The sequence below is a fragment of the Aliidiomarina indica genome (assembly GCF_015354615.1).
In the GTDB taxonomy this organism is placed as follows: Bacteria; Pseudomonadota; Gammaproteobacteria; order Enterobacterales; family Alteromonadaceae; genus Aliidiomarina; species Aliidiomarina indica.
Map to the genome: position 1 here is coordinate 183,139 of NZ_JACAVQ010000003.1, position 18,545 is coordinate 201,683.

The following is an 18,545-nucleotide window of genomic DNA, read 5'->3' on the forward strand; positions in this document are numbered from 1 at the left end:
AGCCCTACGGCTCAAGCTCTTGCTCCGTAAACAACGCTTTAAATAACGGCGTGCTCAAATAGCGCTCTGCTGAACTAGGCAAGATCACCACAATATTTTTGCCAGCGTACTCTGGCAATGCCGCAATGCGATTTGCCGCGACAACCGCAGCACCCGATGAAATACCCGCCAGAATGCCCTCTTCTCGGCACAACCGTAAAGCCATATCGTAGGCTTCATCGTTGGTGACCTGTTGTGTTCCTTTCAGTAACGACAGGTCTAAATTTGCTGGCACAAAGCCGGCACTAATCCCTTGAATTTTATGGGGCACATGGGTGAGTGCTTGTCCTGCAATCGTCTGCGAAATAAGTGGCGAGTCTGCCGCTTCAACGGCCCAGCAATCCACCGACTTCTGCTGTTTTTGAAAATAACGCCCCACGCCCGTAATCGTTCCGCCAGTCCCTACCCCTGCAACGAATACATCCACATTGCCCTGCAAACTCTGATCAATTTCTGGACCCGTAGTTTGCTCGTGAATTAATGGATTGGCTGGGTTCTCAAATTGACGCACATACACATACTTATCAGGCTCCGCCTCTATCATGGCAGCTACTTTGGCTAAGGCGCCTTTCATGCCACTTTCAGCGGGAGTGAGGACTAACTCGGCGCCGAGCGCTTTCATCAGCTTACGCCGCTCTAAACTTGCAGAGCGCGGCATCACAATCGTAATCGGTATCCCTTTACTTGCCGCAACCGAGGCTAATGCAATACCGGTATTGCCGGAGGTAGATTCCAAAAGTACTTTGCCAGGCGTTAATAACCCCTTTGCTTCGGCATCTGCAATTAAGCCGTAGCCAAGCCTGTCTTTCACGCTACCGGCCGGATTCCTGCTCTCAATTTTGGCGAAAATATGGGTATTGTTGGCGACCACTCGATGTAACTTCACTAATGGCGTATACCCAATACTGGCTGCGACATTGTCAAACACGGTTGGTACCGTCATTTAGTTGTCTCCATCGGTTTTACTGCGCTCTTTTTGGGCCTTTTGCTTTTCGGCCATGACGTCTTCATCTTCTAATTCAATCGTCGGCAAATCGCCGCAGACATCGCCGCCCATGCGGTTAATGGCCTTGCACATTTCCGCCACGCGCTCATCAAGCACGTGCATATGGTCGAGCATACGTCCCATAGACATTGCTACGGGGTCAGGGTTGTCTGTCGAGACCGCATAGGCATCAAATCCATATTTACGAGCAATGGCCTCGCGCTTGCCATCAGAGCTGGTTGCGGGCTTAATGGTGGCCACAACTCGTCCGGGAATACCGATCACTGTTGCGCCGTCGGGAACATCCTTCACTACAACGGCATTCGAGCCGATTCGCGCATGTTCGCCAATGTGCAATGGTCCCAGCACCTTGGCGCCAGCACCAATCACCACGCCATTGGCTAAGGTGGGGTGACGCTTGCCTGCTTTCCAACTAGTACCACCTAAGGTGACGCCATGATAAAGCGTGCAATCATCACCAATTTCAGCGGTTTCACCGATCACCACGCCCATGCCGTGGTCGATAAAAAAGCGACGCCCAATTTTGGCACCGGGGTGAATTTCCACCCCGGTTATCCAACGTGAGAACGTAGAAATCCAGCGAGCTAGCCATTTCAGGCGCCAGTTCCACAGGCAGTGACTAAAGCGGTGTACCCATATCGCATGCAACCCCGGATAGTTTGTTAACACCTCAAAAAAGTGACGGGCTGCCGGATCACGTTCATAGACACTGGCAATATCTTCACGGATTCCGCGGAATAACATAGAACGTTCTCGCTAAGCAGAAGAAGTTTTGCGGCAGAGCGTCTGCTCAACCACCTGAAATATGCTACGTTGTGGTAAGTATATCGTTTAACTAGGGCTTCGGTGAAGTCACCACGAAGAAGATGTACGAAACTCCGTAAACATTTGGCTTACACACAAACAAAATTAGCCGGAGAACACACACATGCACAGAACAGTTTTTGCTTTAGCTGCAGGCCTTTTATTGGCGTTGCAGAGCGTTGCGGTGGATGCTGCCACGTTAATTCATGCGGGACGCTTAATTGATGGTACCGACAATGAACCACGCAGCAATGTCACCATTCGTGTCGAAGGCCAACGGATTGTCGGCATTGAGAGTGGTTTTTCTCGGCCAACCAGCTCTGATCAGGTGATTGACCTTCGCGATGCCACGGTGATGCCAGGATTTATTGATATGCACACCCATATCACCTCCCAGTTAGAGCCCGGCTCTTACATGCATCGATTTACCATGAACGAAGCCGATGTGGCTTATCGCGGTCAGAGTTTTGCCAACATTACACTGAACGCTGGCTTCACTACGGTGCGTGATTTAGGCGACTCTTTTGGTGTGAGCATTGCCCTGCGCAACGCCATTAATAATGGTTTGGTGGTTGGGCCGCGCATTTTTACCTCGGGCAAATCACTGGCGACAACCGGCGGACATGCTGACCCTTCGAACGGATATCGGCGTGGGCTGATGGACACACCTACACCTGCAGAAGGCGTTTTAAACGGACCTTTTGAGGCACGGCAAGCCGTTCGAGCGCGTTATCAAGAGGGCGCAAACCTGATTAAGCTCACCGCCACTGGCGGGGTGCTGTCGTTGGCGGATAGCGGGGATAATCCTCAGTTTATGGACGACGAACTCGTGGCCATCGTTGAAACCGCACGGGATTACGGCATGAAGGTCGCCGTCCATGCTCATGGTAAAGACGGTATGATCCGAGCCATTAAAGCAGGCGTCGACTCGATTGAGCATGGCACCTATATGGACGACGAGGTGTTTGCCTTAATGCGCGAGTACGGGACCTGGTACGTTCCAACCATTACCGCAGGTAAGTCTGTGGCTGAACGCGCAGAAATTGACGGCTACTTCCCCGCGCAAGTACGTCCGAAAGCACGCGCTATCGGTCCTTTGATTCAAAACACCTTTGGTCGCGCCTATGCAGCGGGTGTGAATATTGCGTTTGGTACAGACGCAAGTGTTTATGACCATGGCGAGAATGCCCGCGAGTTCGTTTATATGGTCGAGGCTGGCATGCCCGAAATTGAAGCCATTCGTGCGGCTACCATGAATGCGGCCACCTTGCTCGGGCAAGAAGAAAATTTAGGCAGTGTTGAAGTGGGTAAACTCGCAGATATCATCGCAGTGCGGGGAAATCCGCTAGACGATATTTCACTCTTACATAACATTCATTTTGTAATGAAAGATGGCGCGGTGTTTAAACAATAAGTCGCCGTTGAAAATATACAGTGCGATCAAAAACCCCGGCATTTTACCGGGGTTTTTTCTTCGCTCTACTTAGCTAGTTTGCGCGGCGCGTTCGGCGCGCACCCAAACAAGAATTTCGATAATGTCTGCTTGGATAGCACTAGACATCTCTTCCTCGTAGCCTTCCCGCTCTAAATCCAGCTTACGAATCTCTTTTTTCGGATAGTCTTTGCGGGCTTCATGAGTAGGCATGTGTTTAATGCGCTCATACATGTCATGAATTGCTGGAAAGCGCTGGGGAAACCCAGCACTACTGGCTTGCGGCATATTATCAAGCAGCACAGCAATACGAATACAGCCTTCTGATAGTGGACACTGCTCTTGCTGCATCGCTTTGGCAATCGTTTCGATGCTTTCATGCAAGTAATGCAAACGCTTCCCTTCTGCCGTGCGCACTGCTTTATTCTGAGAGCGCAGGCGCGTCAGCAACATGCCTGCATACACACTTAAGCCGGCAATAATCAGTATCGCGACGATTAACAAAATCCACATCAACACCATCATACTCCTTTAACTTTGATTAGTTGCCTTGCTTGCTGTCGTCATCTGAGTCAAAGCCTGAATCAAACTCCGAACCCCGATCAAAATCTGAGTCAGCATCAAGTTCGTCATCGAGCATATCCGAGGTATCGTATTCCCAATCGTCATCTTCATCCTCGTCCGCTTCATTTAGGTCGATTCCTAATTGATTGGCGAGCTCTTGATAACGCTGTAATTGTGTATCTACGTAAACTTGGTCTTTTTTGTTCAGCACCAAGCCATCTTCAAGCTGTGTTAGCAGACCCTGTAGCTTCTTGTCGTTTTCGATCCAAGCGAACTCTTCGGCGGGCTTCATTGCTTTCGGCTGCACTGCGAGCGCTATCGGTTTCTTGCTACCGTGGCGCGGATCGCGCTTGCTGTCGGTGCTGTCTTTACCCGCGTGTTGCGCATTAGTTGTGGCATAGCGAGCCCCGGAAGGCAGGCCTTTACCTTTTTCCTTCCCAGCTTTACCTTTCTGCTGTTTTGTTTCCGGTCGCTCAGCCTTACGTACAGCCAACGGACCCGACTTTCGAGTTTTCTTTTGACGCGTCATACCCAACCTTCTCAACGAGAATACATATCCTATGTGTATTCTAGCGTATTCAGCCCGTTGACACATTAAAACTCGTGAGATCCGTGGTTAACCTATTGCGTTAGTTGCCATTGCTTGAAGCGCGGGAAGAAACCGTTAGTGCGAGGCCAACGTGTGGCTTTGTCTATCATTCGGGGGCCAAATTTCAGGCAATAAAAAAGGCGATGAAAGCCACCGCCTTGATGTGAACCCGTACACCCCCCAGGGTGATCGCGAGAACGATTGTCGCTAATGTCCTTAATTTTGTAGTTTTTCTTCCGTGCAAATTGCCATCTCTTTTTATCAGCTTTCTATGAAGCTACTTTTTCACGATGGACAAACTTGTGACTACATTTTCATATCGCGGCTTTGTATCCGCTTTTATTGTTTGTAGCTTGAGACCACTATCCACACTTTATTATTGTTAGGTACGTCTTGGTGGATGTTTCTCAATTTAGCTTCGCGCAGTGTTGGGCTGACGCGAAAGCCCTCTCCTAAAACACAACAAGTTTACGATTTTTTTGTGAAACAAATAGTTAACACAAAAACTCCCCCTCTCGTAACTTGCGTCCCCCCTTATCCAGCCCTTTGCTATCAAGCATTGTGCTGTAGAAAGTGTCTTAATACGGGCATAAGGTTACGTGATTCAGCAAGATTCGCAACAACTTTATTGATCTATAAAATCATTTTTTATTACAAAAAGCATTAAAAAGCAACAAACAGTATTCTTTTTGTTATGTTTTCGGTCGTTGCTAATTCACCCTGCTGCACTAGTAATCTATTGATTCTCAATGCAGAATGAGTCGTCTTTAGGTAACTTTGAGGTACACACTATGCGCTTACTAATATTACTCAGCGCAGCGATGCTGATGATGGCTTGTCAGACCACTTCTGCGCCGGAATCAGTGCGTTCAAGCATCTCTGCCGATCAAAAGTTTACAGAACTTGCCGATGAAGCATGGCAGTTTAATCAGCGTCAGGGCGGCCTCCTTGCGCCTGATGCACGCTCTGCAGGCGCAGATGCACGCTTGGCCGACATAAGCCCAGAGGCGCTGGCTCAAGCGCATACACAGCGCGTCGAATACTATCAAGCGATCACCGCCATTGCTTCTGAGCAACTCAGTGAAGCGAACCAAATTAATCGCGACATGATTCTATACGCACTGAGAAATCAAATCTCTCGTTACCAATTTAATATGCATTTAATGCCGTTAACGAACGAAACCGGACCGCATAATAGTATCGCCCGGTTAGGCGACATGATGCGTATCGAGTCGGTGCAGGACGGCGAGGCGTATTTAGCGCTTCTGCGTGATGTTCCCACTTGGCTAGGGCAGCAAACTGACTATATGCGTCAGGGGTTAGCCACGGGTATGGCGCAACCGCAAGTGGTACTTTCGCGCTTTGCCGAAGGCGTCCAAGCGTATGTCACTATGGATCCTACGGAAAGCGTGTTTTATCGGCCCATGCAGCGGGCGCGTCAGCACTTAAGCAGTGAGGAGCTTGCTCACTTCGAAGTAGAACTACAAACCGTGATTGCCACCGTTGTGAATTCTGCTTTTATGGATTTCTATGATTTCCTGACCGATGAGTATATTCCCAATGCACGCACCGACATTGCCGCCCACCAGTTACCCAATGGTGAAGCGTTTTACACAAATCGTGTGAAGCATTACACCACGTTAGATTTAAGCCCTGAAGAAATTCATCAAATAGGTTTAGAGCAAGTCGCGTTGATTCGGGCGGAGATGGAAACCATTATTGAGGAAGTGGGATTTGAGGGCAGCTTTGCCGAGTTTATTCACTTCTTGCGGACCGATCCACAGTTCTACACCGACTCGCCAGAACAACTGTTAAAAGAAGCCGCATGGATTGCCAAGCAGGCCGACGCAGCACTGCCAAGCTTGTTCTATCGTATGCCACGCACACCCTACGGTGTTGCGCCTGTGCCAGCGGAAATTGCGCCCAATTATACGCAAGGCCGTTATGTTAGTCCGCGTGGCGATGATCAGCCGGGATACTACTGGGTCAATACCTATGCGGTGGAAACGCGACCTTTATATGAGTTAGAAGCGTTAACACTGCATGAGGGCGTACCCGGACATCATTTCCAAATTGCTTTAGCCATGGAAATGGAAAATGTACCCGCGTATCGTCAGTCCACTTATATTTCAGCGTTTGGTGAAGGCTGGGGATTATACGCAGAGTATTTGGGCCTAGAAGCAGGTTTCTATGAAGACCCGTACAGTAACTTCGGCCGACTAACATACGCCATGTGGCGTGCTGCACGCTTGGTTGTCGATACCGGTATGCACGCCCTCGGTTGGAGTCGTGATGAAGCCGTGGAATTCTTAGGGAGCAACACCGCCCTCTCGTTGCACAACGTAAATACCGAAATAGACCGCTACATTAGCTGGCCCGGTCAGGCGTTATCATACAAGCTTGGTTTACTCACGATTCAAGAGTTGCGAGCCGAAGCGGAAGCCGCTCACGGCACTCATTTTGATCTCCGTGAGTTCCACGATGAAGTGTTACGCAATGGTTCAGTGCCTTTAGCTACATTAGAGCAGCAAGTGCGCGCTTACATTAGCCGCAAGGCCGAGGAAATTCGTTAGTTTTCCTGTTTAGGCTGCTGTCCTGGCTCACTGGCTACCGGCGTTACATCGGCGGTAGCCAGGGGCTCTATACTTACCGGTGGTTTTCGATTCGCTAGCCATACGCCAAACAATATCAAGCCCATTCCCGCCATTTGCCACACACCTATGGTTTCGCCATCAAGCACACCTAACGTCATCGCAACCACTGGAATTAAGTAAGTGACTGAGCTGGCAAACACGGTACTGGCTACCTGAACCAGATGATTAAATAAAATCAACGCCAAAGCCGTACCTACCACGCCGAGCACGATAACTGCGGAAAATGAACGCCATCCCAGAGCGCTATCCAGCTTGGGTAAAATTTCCGCAGGTCCGAGCAAATAAACGCAAGCAACCGGCAGCACCATCAACAGCGACACGCCGGTAATGGTTAACGGGCTTTGGTCCGGTAAGAATACGCGAATTAGGTTCACGTTGGCGCCGTAGCAAATGGTTGCCAGCACCACAAAGAGCGCATAGCCGTTTAGGGATAAATCACCATGAGCGGTCATCAACACCAACATTAAGGTACCGATGAAACCAACCAGCAGCCCAAGCAACGTAGGGCTTGCCACCGCTTGACGGAAAATAAAGGCACCAATAATCAAGGTAAAAAGGGGCGTGAGTGCATTGAGAGCGCCGGTCACGCCGCTATCAATCTGGGTTTGCGCTAACGCGAATAAAAATGCGGGGAGCAAACTTCCTGTCATACCAATGGAAAGCAGCACCGGCCACTGATGCTTTTTAACGCGGCCGATGCGGACAATGGCAAAAGGAGCAAGCACGGCAGCCGCTACGGCTAAGCGTAAGGCGGCTACTTCAGTCGGAGTAAAGGTTTGTAGTCCGGTTTTTATGAGCCAAAATGAGCTGCCCCACACAAGTGCGAGCAAAAACAACTTTGCCCACGAACTGAGTGGATGGGCTAGCGTCATTGATTCTCCAAGTCATGGGCAAGGAACCATTGTTGCAAAACTTGCTCTAGTTCCGGTAACCCACTTTTATTGAGCGATGAAAAGGTAATCACAGATACGTCGCCGCCAAAGCCAGGGATCGCTTCCTTAATTTTTAATAAGGTTGCTTTGCGCGCGCCACTTTTTAATTTATCGGCTTTTGTAAGCACCACTAACACAGGCAAATCACTTTCGACCGCCCAGTGAATCAGCTCCTGATCCAAATCCTTCATGGGGTGTCGAATATCCATAAGTACCACGAGACCACGTAAACACTTACGCTCTTGAAGATATTCAGACAGGGCCAACTGCCATTTTTCCTTCATTTCTAAAGGTACTTTGGCAAAGCCATAGCCGGGTAAGTCAATTAATCGGCGTTCGTCATCGAGCGCAAATACATTAATCTGTTGCGTGCGCCCTGGCGTTTTACTGGTACGGGCGAGACTTTTTTGCCGAGTAAGCACATTTAAAGCGCTTGATTTGCCGGCATTGGATCGGCCAGCAAACGCAACTTCCATACCGCTATCAGCAGGCAAATGGCGGATATCCGGCGCACTAATAGTAAAGTGTGCTTTTTGGAAATTTAGGGTGTCGTTGCTCACGATTAGCCTCAAACAGTCAGAAGGGATGCGTATTATGACGGATCTCACCGCAATCTCCAACCAGAGATCCTGCATTCAGGCGTTTCATCGCGGCGAGAATCGTGTAAAATAGCCATTGGAATTCTATTGTTAGCGACAAATATTTTTCGGGCATGAAGGCCCAACCGAATACTAGAGAAGAGAGATCATGAAAAAACTCGCGATTCTATGTGGTTTTGTGTTGTTCGCCAGTGGCGCAGCATTCGCTTCCGACAGCAACCGCCCGGTTGGTGACGCAGAAGCGGGTCAGGAAAAAGCAGCAGTATGTGCAGCATGTCATGGCCCTACAGGAAATAGCCCTTCTGGCGACTTCCCTAATATTGCCGGCCAAGGCATGAAGTACTTAGTAAAACAGTTAAAAGATTACCAACTTGGCAATGAAACTGAAGGCCAACGCGGTCGCTACAATATGCTTATGGCTGATCAAGTGAGCAATTTAAGCGAACAAGATATTTACGATCTCGCGGCATTTTACTCAGCGCAAGAGCATGAAGTAGGCTCAACGCCTGAAAGTGCTATCGCAGAGGGTCGCCAATTGTGGTTAGGTGGTGACGTCGATCGCGGCATCACTGCCTGTGCTGCATGTCATGGTCCAAGTGGCTTAGGCATGAGCTTAGCGACTTTCCCATTGTTAAGTGGTCAACACCCAGAATACACCACTGAACAATTAGAAGCGTTCCGTTCAGGTGATCGTGCCAACGATCCAAACGGCATGATGCGCGACATCGCGGTGAAGCTAACAGACCGTGATATCGAAGTACTGTCACAGTTTATTCGCGGCTTGTACTAAGCTGCAATGTGCGCCTCGAACAAAACAAAGCCCGGTCCGCCGGGCTTTTTCATCAGCGCATTTTAAAATTTTATTGAGGCAAGCCTCGTTATGATTCAGCTGTGTTGCCCTCTCGATGGTCATCCGCTCACCCCCAGCAGTGATCAGCGCAGCTATACCTGTAGCAACAACCACCGTTTTGATGTTGCCAAAGAAGGTTACCTTAACCTGCTACCTGCCCAGCATAAGCGATCGAAAGATCCCGGTGACAGTAAAGAGATGGTGCAGGCTCGTCAGCTCTTCTTAAATAACGGCTATTACCAAGCCATAGCCGCTGCCGTCGCCGACACTTTAAATCAATGTAACGCAATGCATATACTCGATGCTGGCTGCGGCGAAGGCTACTATCTTCGCCAAATAGCAGAGAAAACTGCAGCAAAATCTTTAATTGGCGTCGATATTTCCAAATGGGCTGTGCGCGCTGCGGCAAAACAACATCGTCTCTTGCAAGACGCCCACCCCTGCCAGTGGCTCGTTGCCAGTAATGCGGCGCTACCCCTTCCCAAGCAGAGTATCGATGCGGTGCTGTGTATGTTTGGTTTTCCGGTTTATGCGGAATTTTCCCGCGTACTCAAGGAAAATGGTTATGTGTTGTTGGTGGAGCCGGGGCCCGATCATCTGATCGAACTGCGCCGAATACTTTACCCGGAAGTACGCCAGCCTCCGCCGCGAACAGCCGTTCCCGATGGTTGGGCGCTTCGAGATGAACACAGAGTACGCCAGTCTATACACTTACCGGATGCATCAGCCATTGCTCAGCTACTGGCCATGACTCCGCATATTCATCGCGCAGGAAAAGCGGGCCGTGAGGCAATTGCCACACACAATCAACTCGACCTCACCATTGACGTGCAGCTGCAGGAGCTTGCGGTGATTAAACCACAGACATAAAAAACCCCGGCACGAAGCCGGGGTAAAAAGTGATGTTCAGGGAAAACATCTTTAGGAGAGAGCGCATCGCGCTCACTAACTCAGAGTCCCCCTTTTCAAAAAAGTTCGTATAAAATTTCACCAAATATCAGTGAGCTTCATCCCAATTGTCGCCAATGCCCGCTTCCGCAATTAATGGAACATCGAGGGTAACGGCTTGTTCCATTACCTTCACGAGCGCTTCTACGTAGTGTTCAACCCGTTCCTCGCGAATCTCGAACACCAATTCGTCGTGAACTTGCATGGTCATAAACACGTCACCGTCTTCTTTAATATTTTCCGAAGTACTTAGCCAATTGGCGACATCGAGCATCGCTTTTTTAATGATATCGGCTGCAGAGCCTTGCATTGGTGCGTTAATTGCGGCCCTTTCAGCAGCTTTTCGGCGCGGAACATTACGGGCATTAATTTCCGGCAGGTACAAGCGGCGCCCGAAAATGGTCTCCACGTAACCGGCTTCTGCGGCTTGCTTGCGTGTTCGATCCATATAATCTTGAACCCCTGGGAAGCGTTCAAAGTACACGTTCATATAATGCTGAGCATCCCGTTGGCCAATGTTCAGCTGGCGCGACAAGCCAAATGTAGACATGCCATAAATCAATCCAAAATTAACCGCTTTGGCGCTGCGACGCTGCTCACTCGACACCTGCTCTAGGGGCACACCAAACACTTCTGCGGCCGTGGCTTTATGAATATCGCGGCCTCTGGCAAACGCCTCCAACAAACCTTTCGATTGAGATAAATGGGCCATGATACGCAGTTCAATTTGACTGTAATCGATTGCCACGATCTTATAGCCAGGAGGCGCGACAAAAGCCTTGCGCACGCGGCGCCCTGCTTCATTGCGGATCGGTATGTTCTGCAAGTTTGGATCCGTTGACGACAGCCGGCCCGTGGCGGTGACCGCTTGATGGTACGAGGTATGAATACGCCCAGTGTCCGCATTCACCATGCGCGGCAATTTATCCGTATACGTGGATTTCAACTTCGCCAATCCGCGATGGCGCAATATTAATTCCGGCAAAGGATAATCTAGCGCCAGCTCTTGCAACACTTCTTCGGCAGTTGACGGCGCACCTTTGGGGGTTTTCTTCTTCACCGGCAAACCTAACTCTTCATACAAAATGGTTTGCAGCTGCTTGGTGGAGTTTAAGTTAAACGGCTGGCCAGCGATCTCGTAGGCTTTCTTTTCTATCTCCGCTAACTCTTTGGTAATCTCTTTACTCTGCTCCGCCAATAACGCTGAATCGATTAATACGCCGCGCCGCTCCATCATTGCCAACACCGGCAGGATAGGAATTTCCAGCTCGCGCAGAACGTCCGGTAGCTTGCCTTCCTTTAATACCTTCGGCCAAAGAATTTCATGCAATTGCAGCGTCACATCCGCATCTTCCGCTGCATAGCGCGCGGCCTCTGCAATCGACACTTCATCAAAGCGCTTTTGCTTGGCACCCTTGCCCGCGACTTCTGCAAATGAGATCGGCTTATGGCCTAAGTATTGTAGCGATAACGTATCCATATCATGGCGCGAACTCGTGCTATTAAGCACGTAAGAATTCAGCATGGTATCGTTTAAAATTCCCCGCAGCCGGATACCTTGATTGCGCAGTACGTGTAAATCGTACTTGAGGTTTTGACCGATCTTCTTCGGTGTTTCATCAGTGAATAGCGGCGTTAATTGCTCAAGAACCCAGTCGCGATCCAGTTGCTTTGGCCCATCCAAGTCTTGATGGGTAAGGGGAATATATGCCGCCTGTCCTGGCCCAACGGCGAAGGAGAGCCCCACCAAATCTGCTTGCATATAGTCGAGACTGGTTGTTTCCGTATCGAAAGCATAGTACTCGGCTTGCTCCAGCTTTTTCAGCCATGCCTGGAAGGTGTCTTTATCGGTAATGGTGACATAATCTGCATAACTCACGGATCCAAAATCGAGGCTTCCTGAGCCGCCAGCATTGTCTTCTGACGGCACGTCACCCCCATGCTCGGGCGCCTTCTCTCCCTTTTCTAGCAGTTCGCTTAACCAACGGCGGAACTCACAGGACTTATAGAGTTCGGCAAGACGTTGATCATCGGGCTCGCTTAAGGTGAGCTGGTCTGGCGTAAACTCCAATTCCACATCGAGTTTAATGGTTGCGAGCTCTTTCGATAATAAAAGTATGTCTTTATGCTCTGCCACTTTCTCCGGCATCGTTTTCGAGCCGCGAAACTTAAGTTCACTTAATTTTTCTGGGTGCTCCAACATAGCATCGATACTTTCCATGCCTTGCAACATGGCTAGCGCCGTTTTCTCACCAACGCCGGGCAATCCGGGAATGTTATCTGAGCTGTCACCCATTAACGCCAAGTAGTCGATGATTTGATCGGGCCGAACCCCATACTTTTCCGAAACACCGGCCTCGTCGAGAATAGTATTGGTCATGGTGTTAATCAGAATCACATGCTCATCAACTAACTGGGCCATATCCTTATCGCCGGTACTTATCAAGGTAGTGCGCCCTTCTGCCGAAGCCTGCATGGCCAGAGTGCCAATCACATCATCAGCTTCTACACCCTCTACAGAAATCAAAGGTAGCCCCATCGCCCGAATAATTTGATGCAGAGGCTCGATCTGACTGCGCAGATCATCCGGCATGGGCGGACGGTTCGCTTTATAAGCGTCGTACAACTCATTGCGAAAGGTCTCGCCCTTGGCGTCAAACACCACCGCCATATGGGTTGGGTTATACTGCTTAAGAAGGCTTCTTAGCATGTTCACCACCCCGTAAATCGCACCCGTGGCTTCACCCGCGGAATTGGTTAAATGAGGTGGCGCATAGTAAGCTCTGAATAAATAAGAAGAACCATCCACAAGAATGAATGGCTGCTCTGGAATGCTTGGCATAAACAAACCCTGATTTGAAGACGCTATAGAATGGATGTAAGCATGCCACAGGAACTGGCATGTGGCTAATGTCTGATGGGTCACTGCGCCATGGTTGGGCTGACAACCTGTGGATAACTCTGTGAAGAAATAGGGAAACCTGCCGTGTATCCGAAACATCGGATGGCAGCATAGGTTGCTTAAGTAATTGATTTAACGGGACTAAAAGACGACACCCGGATTACTTTTGTTCTTGTTTTTGTACTACCCGAGAATGTGGAAAGTTTTCCGAACGGTTGAACATGATCATCTGAGAGCGACAACTGATTTGTGCGATGATCTATGCGACTGCGGGAACCGTTCAACGTTTACATTGCCCAAACAATTGGGTGCAAAGGAGGATTACCTTTGCAGTAGTAAGCGTTTGCCACATCGGGAAGCTAGATTAGCACAACCGAGACACGATTCCAGATCAATTTGTGATCTTTTTTAACATTTTTTAATCTGAACAAACGCCCTTTTATGCAAGGAGAGATATAATGAAAAAAATCGCCGTATTATTAAGTGGTTGCGGAGTATTTGACGGAAGCGAGATTTACGAAACTGTCATCACCCTCCTCTCAATTGAGAAAAATGGCGCTCAGTATCAGTGCTTCGCCCCCGATCGAGCACAGCTGCATGTTGTCAATCACCGAACTCAAGATATTAATCCAAATAGTAAACGGAATAGCTTAACGGAAGCGGCACGCTTAGCCCGGGGCGAGATTAAATCCATCAGTGAGTTAGATATACGCGAATTTGACGCCCTCATCGTTCCCGGCGGGTTTGGTGCTGCCAAGAATTTTTCTGATTTCGCACTTCGCGGTGCCGAAGCTACGGCGGACGACTCCGTTGTTGAATTCTGTCGTGCCTTTAAAAATAACAACAAGCCGGTCGGTTATATGTGTATTGCCCCTTCCCTGCTGCCTTTTGTGTATGGCAAAGGGGTGAAGCTAACCATCGGCAATGACAAAGCAACTGCCGACGCGCTCACGGGCTTAGGCGCTGAGCACATTGAATGCCCTGTTGACGACATCGTGGTCGATGACACGCATCGGGTTGTTACCACTCCCGCATATATGCTGGCAACATCACTCACAGAAGCGTCTAAGGGCATCGAAGCCTTGGTCACAAAAGTGATTGCTCTCTCTGACTAATCCGTAGAATCCCATAAAAAAAGAGGAGCAATGCTCCTCTTTTTTATGGCTCTTATCTAAGTGACTAGAACACTACTGCATTCCCATTTCTTCGAGGTCGAGTTGTTCACCATTTAAGTAAAAATGACCGTCCCGCATCTCAAATAACCAAGGTAACTGCTCTGTGGTAATCATCATCATCGCCATCAGCGCAATCAACGGCAGCTCCTCTACATGCAGCGATAGTTCGATATACTGCATGAGGAACTCAGGGTCGTTCAACAGGTCGAGCTGAAACTCATCCTGGCTTAAATCAATATCGGCGACCGTAAGTTCGCCATGCAGATGTGCGCGGCCTAACCCTTCTGCTTCAAACTCGAAGGTGTTTAGCGTGAGCTTAGCATCGTTATTATGCAGTAATTCGTACAGCAACCCCGCCATATAGTCTTCGTCTTCGAGTAGCTCCGGATCCCGTTGCAGTGCCTCAAACAGTGCATAATTCGCACCTTCAAGCTCAAATTCGATCAGTCCTGTGCCTGTCCCTACATCCGGAATATTAAAGTGACCAAGTTCATAACGCATGCCGCCGGAAGCAAAACCATCTTCCACGATCAGGTGTGAAGCAAAGCGCATATCAGTAACGGCAAAGTTTAAGTCCGGCGTTTCTGCGGTAACGCCAGAGAACGTCATGTCCACCTGTTGATGATGGAGCTTACCTAAGCGCCAGGCTGTATGAGACTCTATTGCAGTTGCGCCCACTTCGAAATGACCTGGGTCAACATCGTGAGTCAACAGGAAACCTGGGTTGTTAAAGGTAAAGTGCAGCGTAGAATCGGTAGCCACAACCTGCAAAATACTCTCTGGAATATTAAGAATCAGACCTTCATCGAGTTCTTTTTCAATCGTCGGAATCGAATACTCCATGGTTAAGCCGCCCATCCCAGCAACACCCGTCGATGTAAAGGCTTGGCCATCAAAAATAGTGTCGTTGACGTTACTTCCGAACACCACTAGCTGTCCTGAACCATTGATTTTTGTTCTTAAAAATCCATAGTTGAGGTCGATTACCTCGCGGTAACGGAGTTCATCAATACCTTCAACGCTTATATGCATTTCTAATTGGCCTGAACCCCAACGTTGTTCCAGCCAGATTAAATCAATGTTGTAACCCGACTGCTCGGCAATGCGCTCAGCAAGCTGCTCAAACACATCCGTTGTTGCATTCTTTGTTGCCGTTTGCCCAACGACATAACCCCCAAGCAATACCACTGCAATCACAATGGCGATAATTCCCTTTCTCATAGCACGTTACCTTTTTTGTCAGTTTCTTAAATCGATCATACCGTTACAGTGGCCAGAAAAATAGTAGGGCCGGAATACCTATTGCAATAACAATCACTTCGAGAGGCAGCCCTAAGCGCCAGTAGTCCCCGAATTTAAATCCACCGGGGCCTAGTATCAACGTATTGTTTTGATGCGCAATAGGCGTGAGGAAGGCGCATGAGGCACCCACCGCGACCGCCATTAAAAACGCATCCGGATTTACTTGCAGCTGCGATGCCGTGCTCAATGCCACCGGACACATCACAGCGGCTGTGGCGGCATTGTTCATCACACTCGACAGCACGGTGGTTAATATCAGCACCCAAGTTAGCGCGGCTACTGCGTTTCCAGCGGCCATATAGGTCAGAATAAAATCCACTAAGGTATCGGCGGCGCCTGTTTGCTCCATGGCCATGGCCACAGGGATCAGGGCTGCTAGAAGCACCACAACGGTCCAGTCGATACTCTCATACACTTGCCGCAAGGGAATAACTCGCAACGCCATAATGGCAAAAACACCGGCGGTAAATGCTACCGCCGCCGAGGTAATACCCATAGCCGCGGCGGCCACTGCGCTAATCATTATGGCAGAGGCGAACATGGCGCGCTTTTTACTAGGAACTCGAACCGTGCGCTCGGCGAGTGGCACACAACTGGCGTTTGCAGCGAACTGTGCCAGTGCATCTGGCTCGCCCTGAAGCAGCAGCACGCTACCGGATTGAATCTTCGTGCGACGTAAGCGACGCACCCGTTGATTACCCTCGTAGGAAATCGCCAAGAGGTTAAGTCCAAGCCGGCTGCGTAAACGTAAGTCTGCAGCCGTCGTCCCTATAATTTGCGAATCTGGCATGACCACCATTTCAACCAGTACCACTTCGCTATTGTCGGAAGCCCGAGGCACCAAATCTGCATCCGCGCGACTGGTGACGCCGCCTCGCAGCGTACTTTTACCGTATGCAGTTACCTTTCGATCAAACCAAGCGGGGCGATCCTCAAATTCCTCATCAACATGAGGGGGAAGATTATCTGACTCTTCCTCTTCGTCTTCTTCAGGACGCGGTGGCGTCACATTATCCACGAGGCGTAAACCCAGCACATTTAAGGCTTGGCTCAAGGATTCAGGCTCCGCTTTAATTACTAATAAATCGCCCTTGCCTAAACGCTCATATCCCCGCGTGTTCACCACTTTCACTTTACCACGCACCAGACCAATCACTTCCGCGTCCGATTCTTGCAGCGCGTTATCAAGTTCGCGGACGGTCATCCCGTCCGCTTTACCACCCTCAGATACCCGCACCTCGGTGAGATATTTTCCGGTATCAAAACCCTCCGCATCTGTTCGCTCCCGTTTGGGCACAAAACGCCAACCAATGATGGCGATAAAGAGAACACCGGCCAAGGATACGAGCACCCCCACAGGTGCAAAATCAAACATTTGATAGCCTTCACCTAAGGCTTCGGCCCGAATACCGGAGACAATGAGATTAGGGGGTGTACCAATTAGGGTTGTCATACCGCCCAAGATGGAGCCAAAGGCAACGGGCATCAGTACCCGGCCCGCGGGGATGCTTAATTTATTCGCCAGCTGAATCGCGATAGGCATGAGTAACGCCATCGCGCCGACATTGTTCATAAAGGCAGACAAGATGGCCGCTAACCCGGTTAACGACGCGATTGTGGTCATTACCCCACCACCCGATGGCGTTAATTTATGCGCCACCACATCAATGGCACCGGTGGCTTGCAAACTAAAGCTCAGAACCAACACCGCAGCCACGGTAATCACCGCGGGATGTCCAAATCCATAAAAGGCAGTATCGGTGGTGACTAAGCCAAGCGCCACACAGGCGATTAAAGCCCCAAGAGCCACTACATCATGGCGCCAGCGGCCCCAAACAAACAGGACCAACATGATCACCAACACACTTAGAATCTTAATTTCCGGCAATGTCATTCGGCGTTCCTTGTGATTGCGCGTCAATTACCGCAGTTCTGTGAGCGCTCGCTCAATATTTGGGCGTTGCCCTGTCCATAAACGAAAACTTTCTGCTGCCTGACCCACCAGCATGCCAAATCCATCTGCCACAAAGCAACTCCGACTTTGCGCCCACTGCATAAACGCCGTCGGTTTTGTTCCATAGACCATGTCGTAGCAAAACGGTTTACTGTTAAGCACATGTTCAGAAAGCTCAGGTCGCTCATCCGCCAAACCTGCAGATGTGGCATTAATAATAAGGTCCCATGGTTGATTCAATGTAGGCGCACTCAGTTCCATAGCCACTATTTTTTGCGTTTCCCCATCCGGTTTACGCTGCTGCCACTGCGTCACGATCGCTTCCGCCTTGGCGATACTTCGGTTTGCTATGGTCAGTTGCGCGATTTGAGCGGATAAAAGTGGCCCTACAACGCCTCGCGCCGCTCCTCCGGCCCCAACCAAAAGCACGCGCGCTCCGGCTAAGGGGGCGCCTAAACGTTCCAAATCTAACAGTAAGCCGGCACCATCGGTATTTTCGCCATGCCATCCACTCTCGGTCTTCACCAAGGTGTTTACCGCGCCAGCAAATTGTGCGCGCGGACTCACGGTAGCGACTAGAGTTAGCGCTAACTCCTTTAAAGGCAGGGTCACGTTCGCGCCCTGTCCACCGGCCGCCGCAAACGCCCGAAACTGTTCTGGAAAATCCGTGGGCGATGCTAAACTGCGAGTATATTCAATACGAAGCCCAAATTCGCGCGCAAAGCACTGATGGATATCAGGCGATCGACTATGCGCTATCGGGCTGCCGAACACGGTGAACTTATATTCCGACAT

The 18,545-nt window shown here is 49.8% G+C and carries 15 protein-coding genes; 5 read left to right on the forward strand and 10 right to left on the reverse strand.

Annotated features, from left to right (window positions below; all coding sequences use genetic code 11):
- Positions 1 to 4: 4 nt before the first annotated feature.
- Both cysK and cysE read right to left on the reverse strand, forming a co-directional pair.
- Positions 5 to 982, reverse strand: a complete 978-nt coding sequence (gene cysK, locus HXZ99_RS06630; protein WP_194756497.1) for a cysteine synthase A — start codon at positions 980 to 982, stop codon at positions 5 to 7.
- Positions 983 to 1,789, reverse strand: a complete 807-nt coding sequence (gene cysE, locus HXZ99_RS06635) for a serine O-acetyltransferase (protein ID WP_194756498.1) — start codon at positions 1,787 to 1,789, stop codon at positions 983 to 985. It abuts the gene before it with no gap.
- A gap of 184 nt (positions 1,790 to 1,973) precedes the next feature.
- On the opposite strand from cysE, the gene HXZ99_RS06640 reads away from it, so the two are divergent.
- Complete coding sequence (locus HXZ99_RS06640; protein WP_194756499.1) at positions 1,974 to 3,263, forward strand: metal-dependent hydrolase family protein; 1,290 nt, start codon at positions 1,974 to 1,976, stop codon at positions 3,261 to 3,263.
- A 69-nt stretch (positions 3,264 to 3,332) separates the two neighbouring features.
- Here the strand turns inward: HXZ99_RS06640 and HXZ99_RS06645 are convergent, their stop codons facing one another.
- Positions 3,333 to 3,803, reverse strand: a complete 471-nt coding sequence (locus tag HXZ99_RS06645) for a DUF2489 domain-containing protein (RefSeq protein ID WP_228517739.1) — start codon at positions 3,801 to 3,803, stop codon at positions 3,333 to 3,335.
- Between the two features lie 19 nt (positions 3,804 to 3,822).
- A complete protein-coding gene (yihI, locus tag HXZ99_RS06650) occupies positions 3,823 to 4,374 on the reverse strand; it encodes a Der GTPase-activating protein YihI (RefSeq protein WP_194756501.1) in 552 nt (183 codons plus the stop codon).
- 851 nt (positions 4,375 to 5,225) lie between these two features.
- On the opposite strand from yihI, the gene HXZ99_RS06655 reads away from it, so the two are divergent.
- Positions 5,226 to 7,007 carry a DUF885 domain-containing protein gene (locus HXZ99_RS06655; RefSeq protein ID WP_194756502.1) on the forward strand — a complete coding sequence of 594 codons (1,782 nt, stop codon included), beginning with the start codon at positions 5,226 to 5,228 and terminating at the stop codon, positions 7,005 to 7,007.
- Here the strand turns inward: HXZ99_RS06655 and HXZ99_RS06660 are convergent.
- Together HXZ99_RS06660 and yihA are read right to left on the reverse strand one after the other, a co-directional pair.
- Complete coding sequence (locus HXZ99_RS06660) at positions 7,004 to 7,960, reverse strand: DMT family transporter (protein WP_194756503.1); 957 nt, start codon at positions 7,958 to 7,960, stop codon at positions 7,004 to 7,006. The genes HXZ99_RS06655 and HXZ99_RS06660 overlap by 4 nt on opposite strands.
- Complete coding sequence (gene yihA, locus HXZ99_RS06665; protein ID WP_331458477.1) at positions 7,957 to 8,580, reverse strand: ribosome biogenesis GTP-binding protein YihA/YsxC; 624 nt, start codon at positions 8,578 to 8,580, stop codon at positions 7,957 to 7,959. The genes HXZ99_RS06660 and yihA overlap by 4 nt, the downstream gene beginning before the upstream one ends.
- 187 nt (positions 8,581 to 8,767) lie before the next feature.
- On the opposite strand from yihA, the gene HXZ99_RS06670 reads away from it, so the two are divergent.
- Entirely contained in the window at positions 8,768 to 9,409 is a 642-nt protein-coding gene (locus HXZ99_RS06670) for a c-type cytochrome (protein ID WP_194756505.1), read from the forward strand.
- A 90-nt stretch (positions 9,410 to 9,499) separates the two neighbouring features.
- On the forward strand, positions 9,500 to 10,339 hold the full coding sequence (locus HXZ99_RS06675; RefSeq protein ID WP_194756506.1) for a putative RNA methyltransferase: 840 nt from the start codon (positions 9,500 to 9,502) through the stop codon (positions 10,337 to 10,339).
- A 127-nt stretch (positions 10,340 to 10,466) separates the two neighbouring features.
- Here the strand turns inward: HXZ99_RS06675 and polA are convergent, their stop codons facing one another.
- Positions 10,467 to 13,259 carry a DNA polymerase I gene (gene polA / locus HXZ99_RS06680; protein WP_194756507.1) on the reverse strand — a complete coding sequence of 931 codons (2,793 nt, stop codon included), beginning with the start codon at positions 13,257 to 13,259 and terminating at the stop codon, positions 10,467 to 10,469.
- 518 nt (positions 13,260 to 13,777) lie between these two features.
- Between polA and elbB the strand changes: the two genes are divergently transcribed.
- Positions 13,778 to 14,434 (forward strand): isoprenoid biosynthesis glyoxalase ElbB, encoded by a 657-nt coding sequence (elbB, locus tag HXZ99_RS06685; RefSeq protein WP_194756508.1) that lies wholly within the window; start codon positions 13,778 to 13,780, stop codon positions 14,432 to 14,434.
- Between the two features lie 72 nt (positions 14,435 to 14,506).
- Here the strand turns inward: elbB and HXZ99_RS06690 are convergent, their stop codons facing one another.
- Genes HXZ99_RS06690 through aroE form a run of 3 tightly spaced genes read right to left on the reverse strand, consistent with a single transcriptional unit; the run spans position 14,507 to position 18,545 of the window.
- Positions 14,507 to 15,715: a YdgA family protein gene (locus tag HXZ99_RS06690; protein WP_194756509.1), complete on the reverse strand. Its 1,209-nt coding sequence runs from the start codon at positions 15,713 to 15,715 to the stop codon at positions 14,507 to 14,509.
- A 43-nt stretch (positions 15,716 to 15,758) separates the two neighbouring features.
- Positions 15,759 to 17,690: an SLC13 family permease gene (locus HXZ99_RS06695; protein ID WP_194756510.1), complete on the reverse strand. Its 1,932-nt coding sequence runs from the start codon at positions 17,688 to 17,690 to the stop codon at positions 15,759 to 15,761.
- Positions 17,691 to 17,717: 27 nt separating this feature from the next.
- Positions 17,718 to 18,545, reverse strand: a complete 828-nt coding sequence (aroE, locus tag HXZ99_RS06700; RefSeq protein WP_194756511.1) for a shikimate dehydrogenase — start codon at positions 18,543 to 18,545, stop codon at positions 17,718 to 17,720.

Bases quoted from the DNA above. Each gene is read 5' to 3' on its own strand.
- cysK (WP_194756497.1), bottom strand. From the start codon at position 982: ATGACGGTACCAACCGTGTTTGACAATGTCGCAGCCAGTATTGGGTAT.
- cysE (WP_194756498.1), bottom strand. From the start codon at position 1,789: ATGTTATTCCGCGGAATCCGTGAAGATATTGCCAGTGTCTATGAACGT.
- HXZ99_RS06640 (WP_194756499.1), top strand. From the start codon at position 1,974: ATGCACAGAACAGTTTTTGCTTTAGCTGCAGGCCTTTTATTGGCGTTG.
- HXZ99_RS06645 (WP_228517739.1), bottom strand. From the start codon at position 3,803: ATGGTGTTGATGTGGATTTTGTTAATCGTCGCGATACTGATTATTGCC.
- yihI (WP_194756501.1), bottom strand. From the start codon at position 4,374: ATGACGCGTCAAAAGAAAACTCGAAAGTCGGGTCCGTTGGCTGTACGT.
- HXZ99_RS06655 (WP_194756502.1), top strand. From the start codon at position 5,226: ATGCGCTTACTAATATTACTCAGCGCAGCGATGCTGATGATGGCTTGT.
- HXZ99_RS06660 (WP_194756503.1), bottom strand. From the start codon at position 7,960: ATGACGCTAGCCCATCCACTCAGTTCGTGGGCAAAGTTGTTTTTGCTC.
- HXZ99_RS06670 (WP_194756505.1), top strand. From the start codon at position 8,768: ATGAAAAAACTCGCGATTCTATGTGGTTTTGTGTTGTTCGCCAGTGGC.
- HXZ99_RS06675 (WP_194756506.1), top strand. From the start codon at position 9,500: ATGATTCAGCTGTGTTGCCCTCTCGATGGTCATCCGCTCACCCCCAGC.
- polA (WP_194756507.1), bottom strand. From the start codon at position 13,259: ATGCCAAGCATTCCAGAGCAGCCATTCATTCTTGTGGATGGTTCTTCT.
- elbB (WP_194756508.1), top strand. From the start codon at position 13,778: ATGAAAAAAATCGCCGTATTATTAAGTGGTTGCGGAGTATTTGACGGA.
- HXZ99_RS06690 (WP_194756509.1), bottom strand. From the start codon at position 15,715: ATGAGAAAGGGAATTATCGCCATTGTGATTGCAGTGGTATTGCTTGGG.
- HXZ99_RS06695 (WP_194756510.1), bottom strand. From the start codon at position 17,690: ATGACATTGCCGGAAATTAAGATTCTAAGTGTGTTGGTGATCATGTTG.
- aroE (WP_194756511.1), bottom strand. From the start codon at position 18,545: ATGTCGGAATATAAGTTCACCGTGTTCGGCAGCCCGATAGCGCATAGT.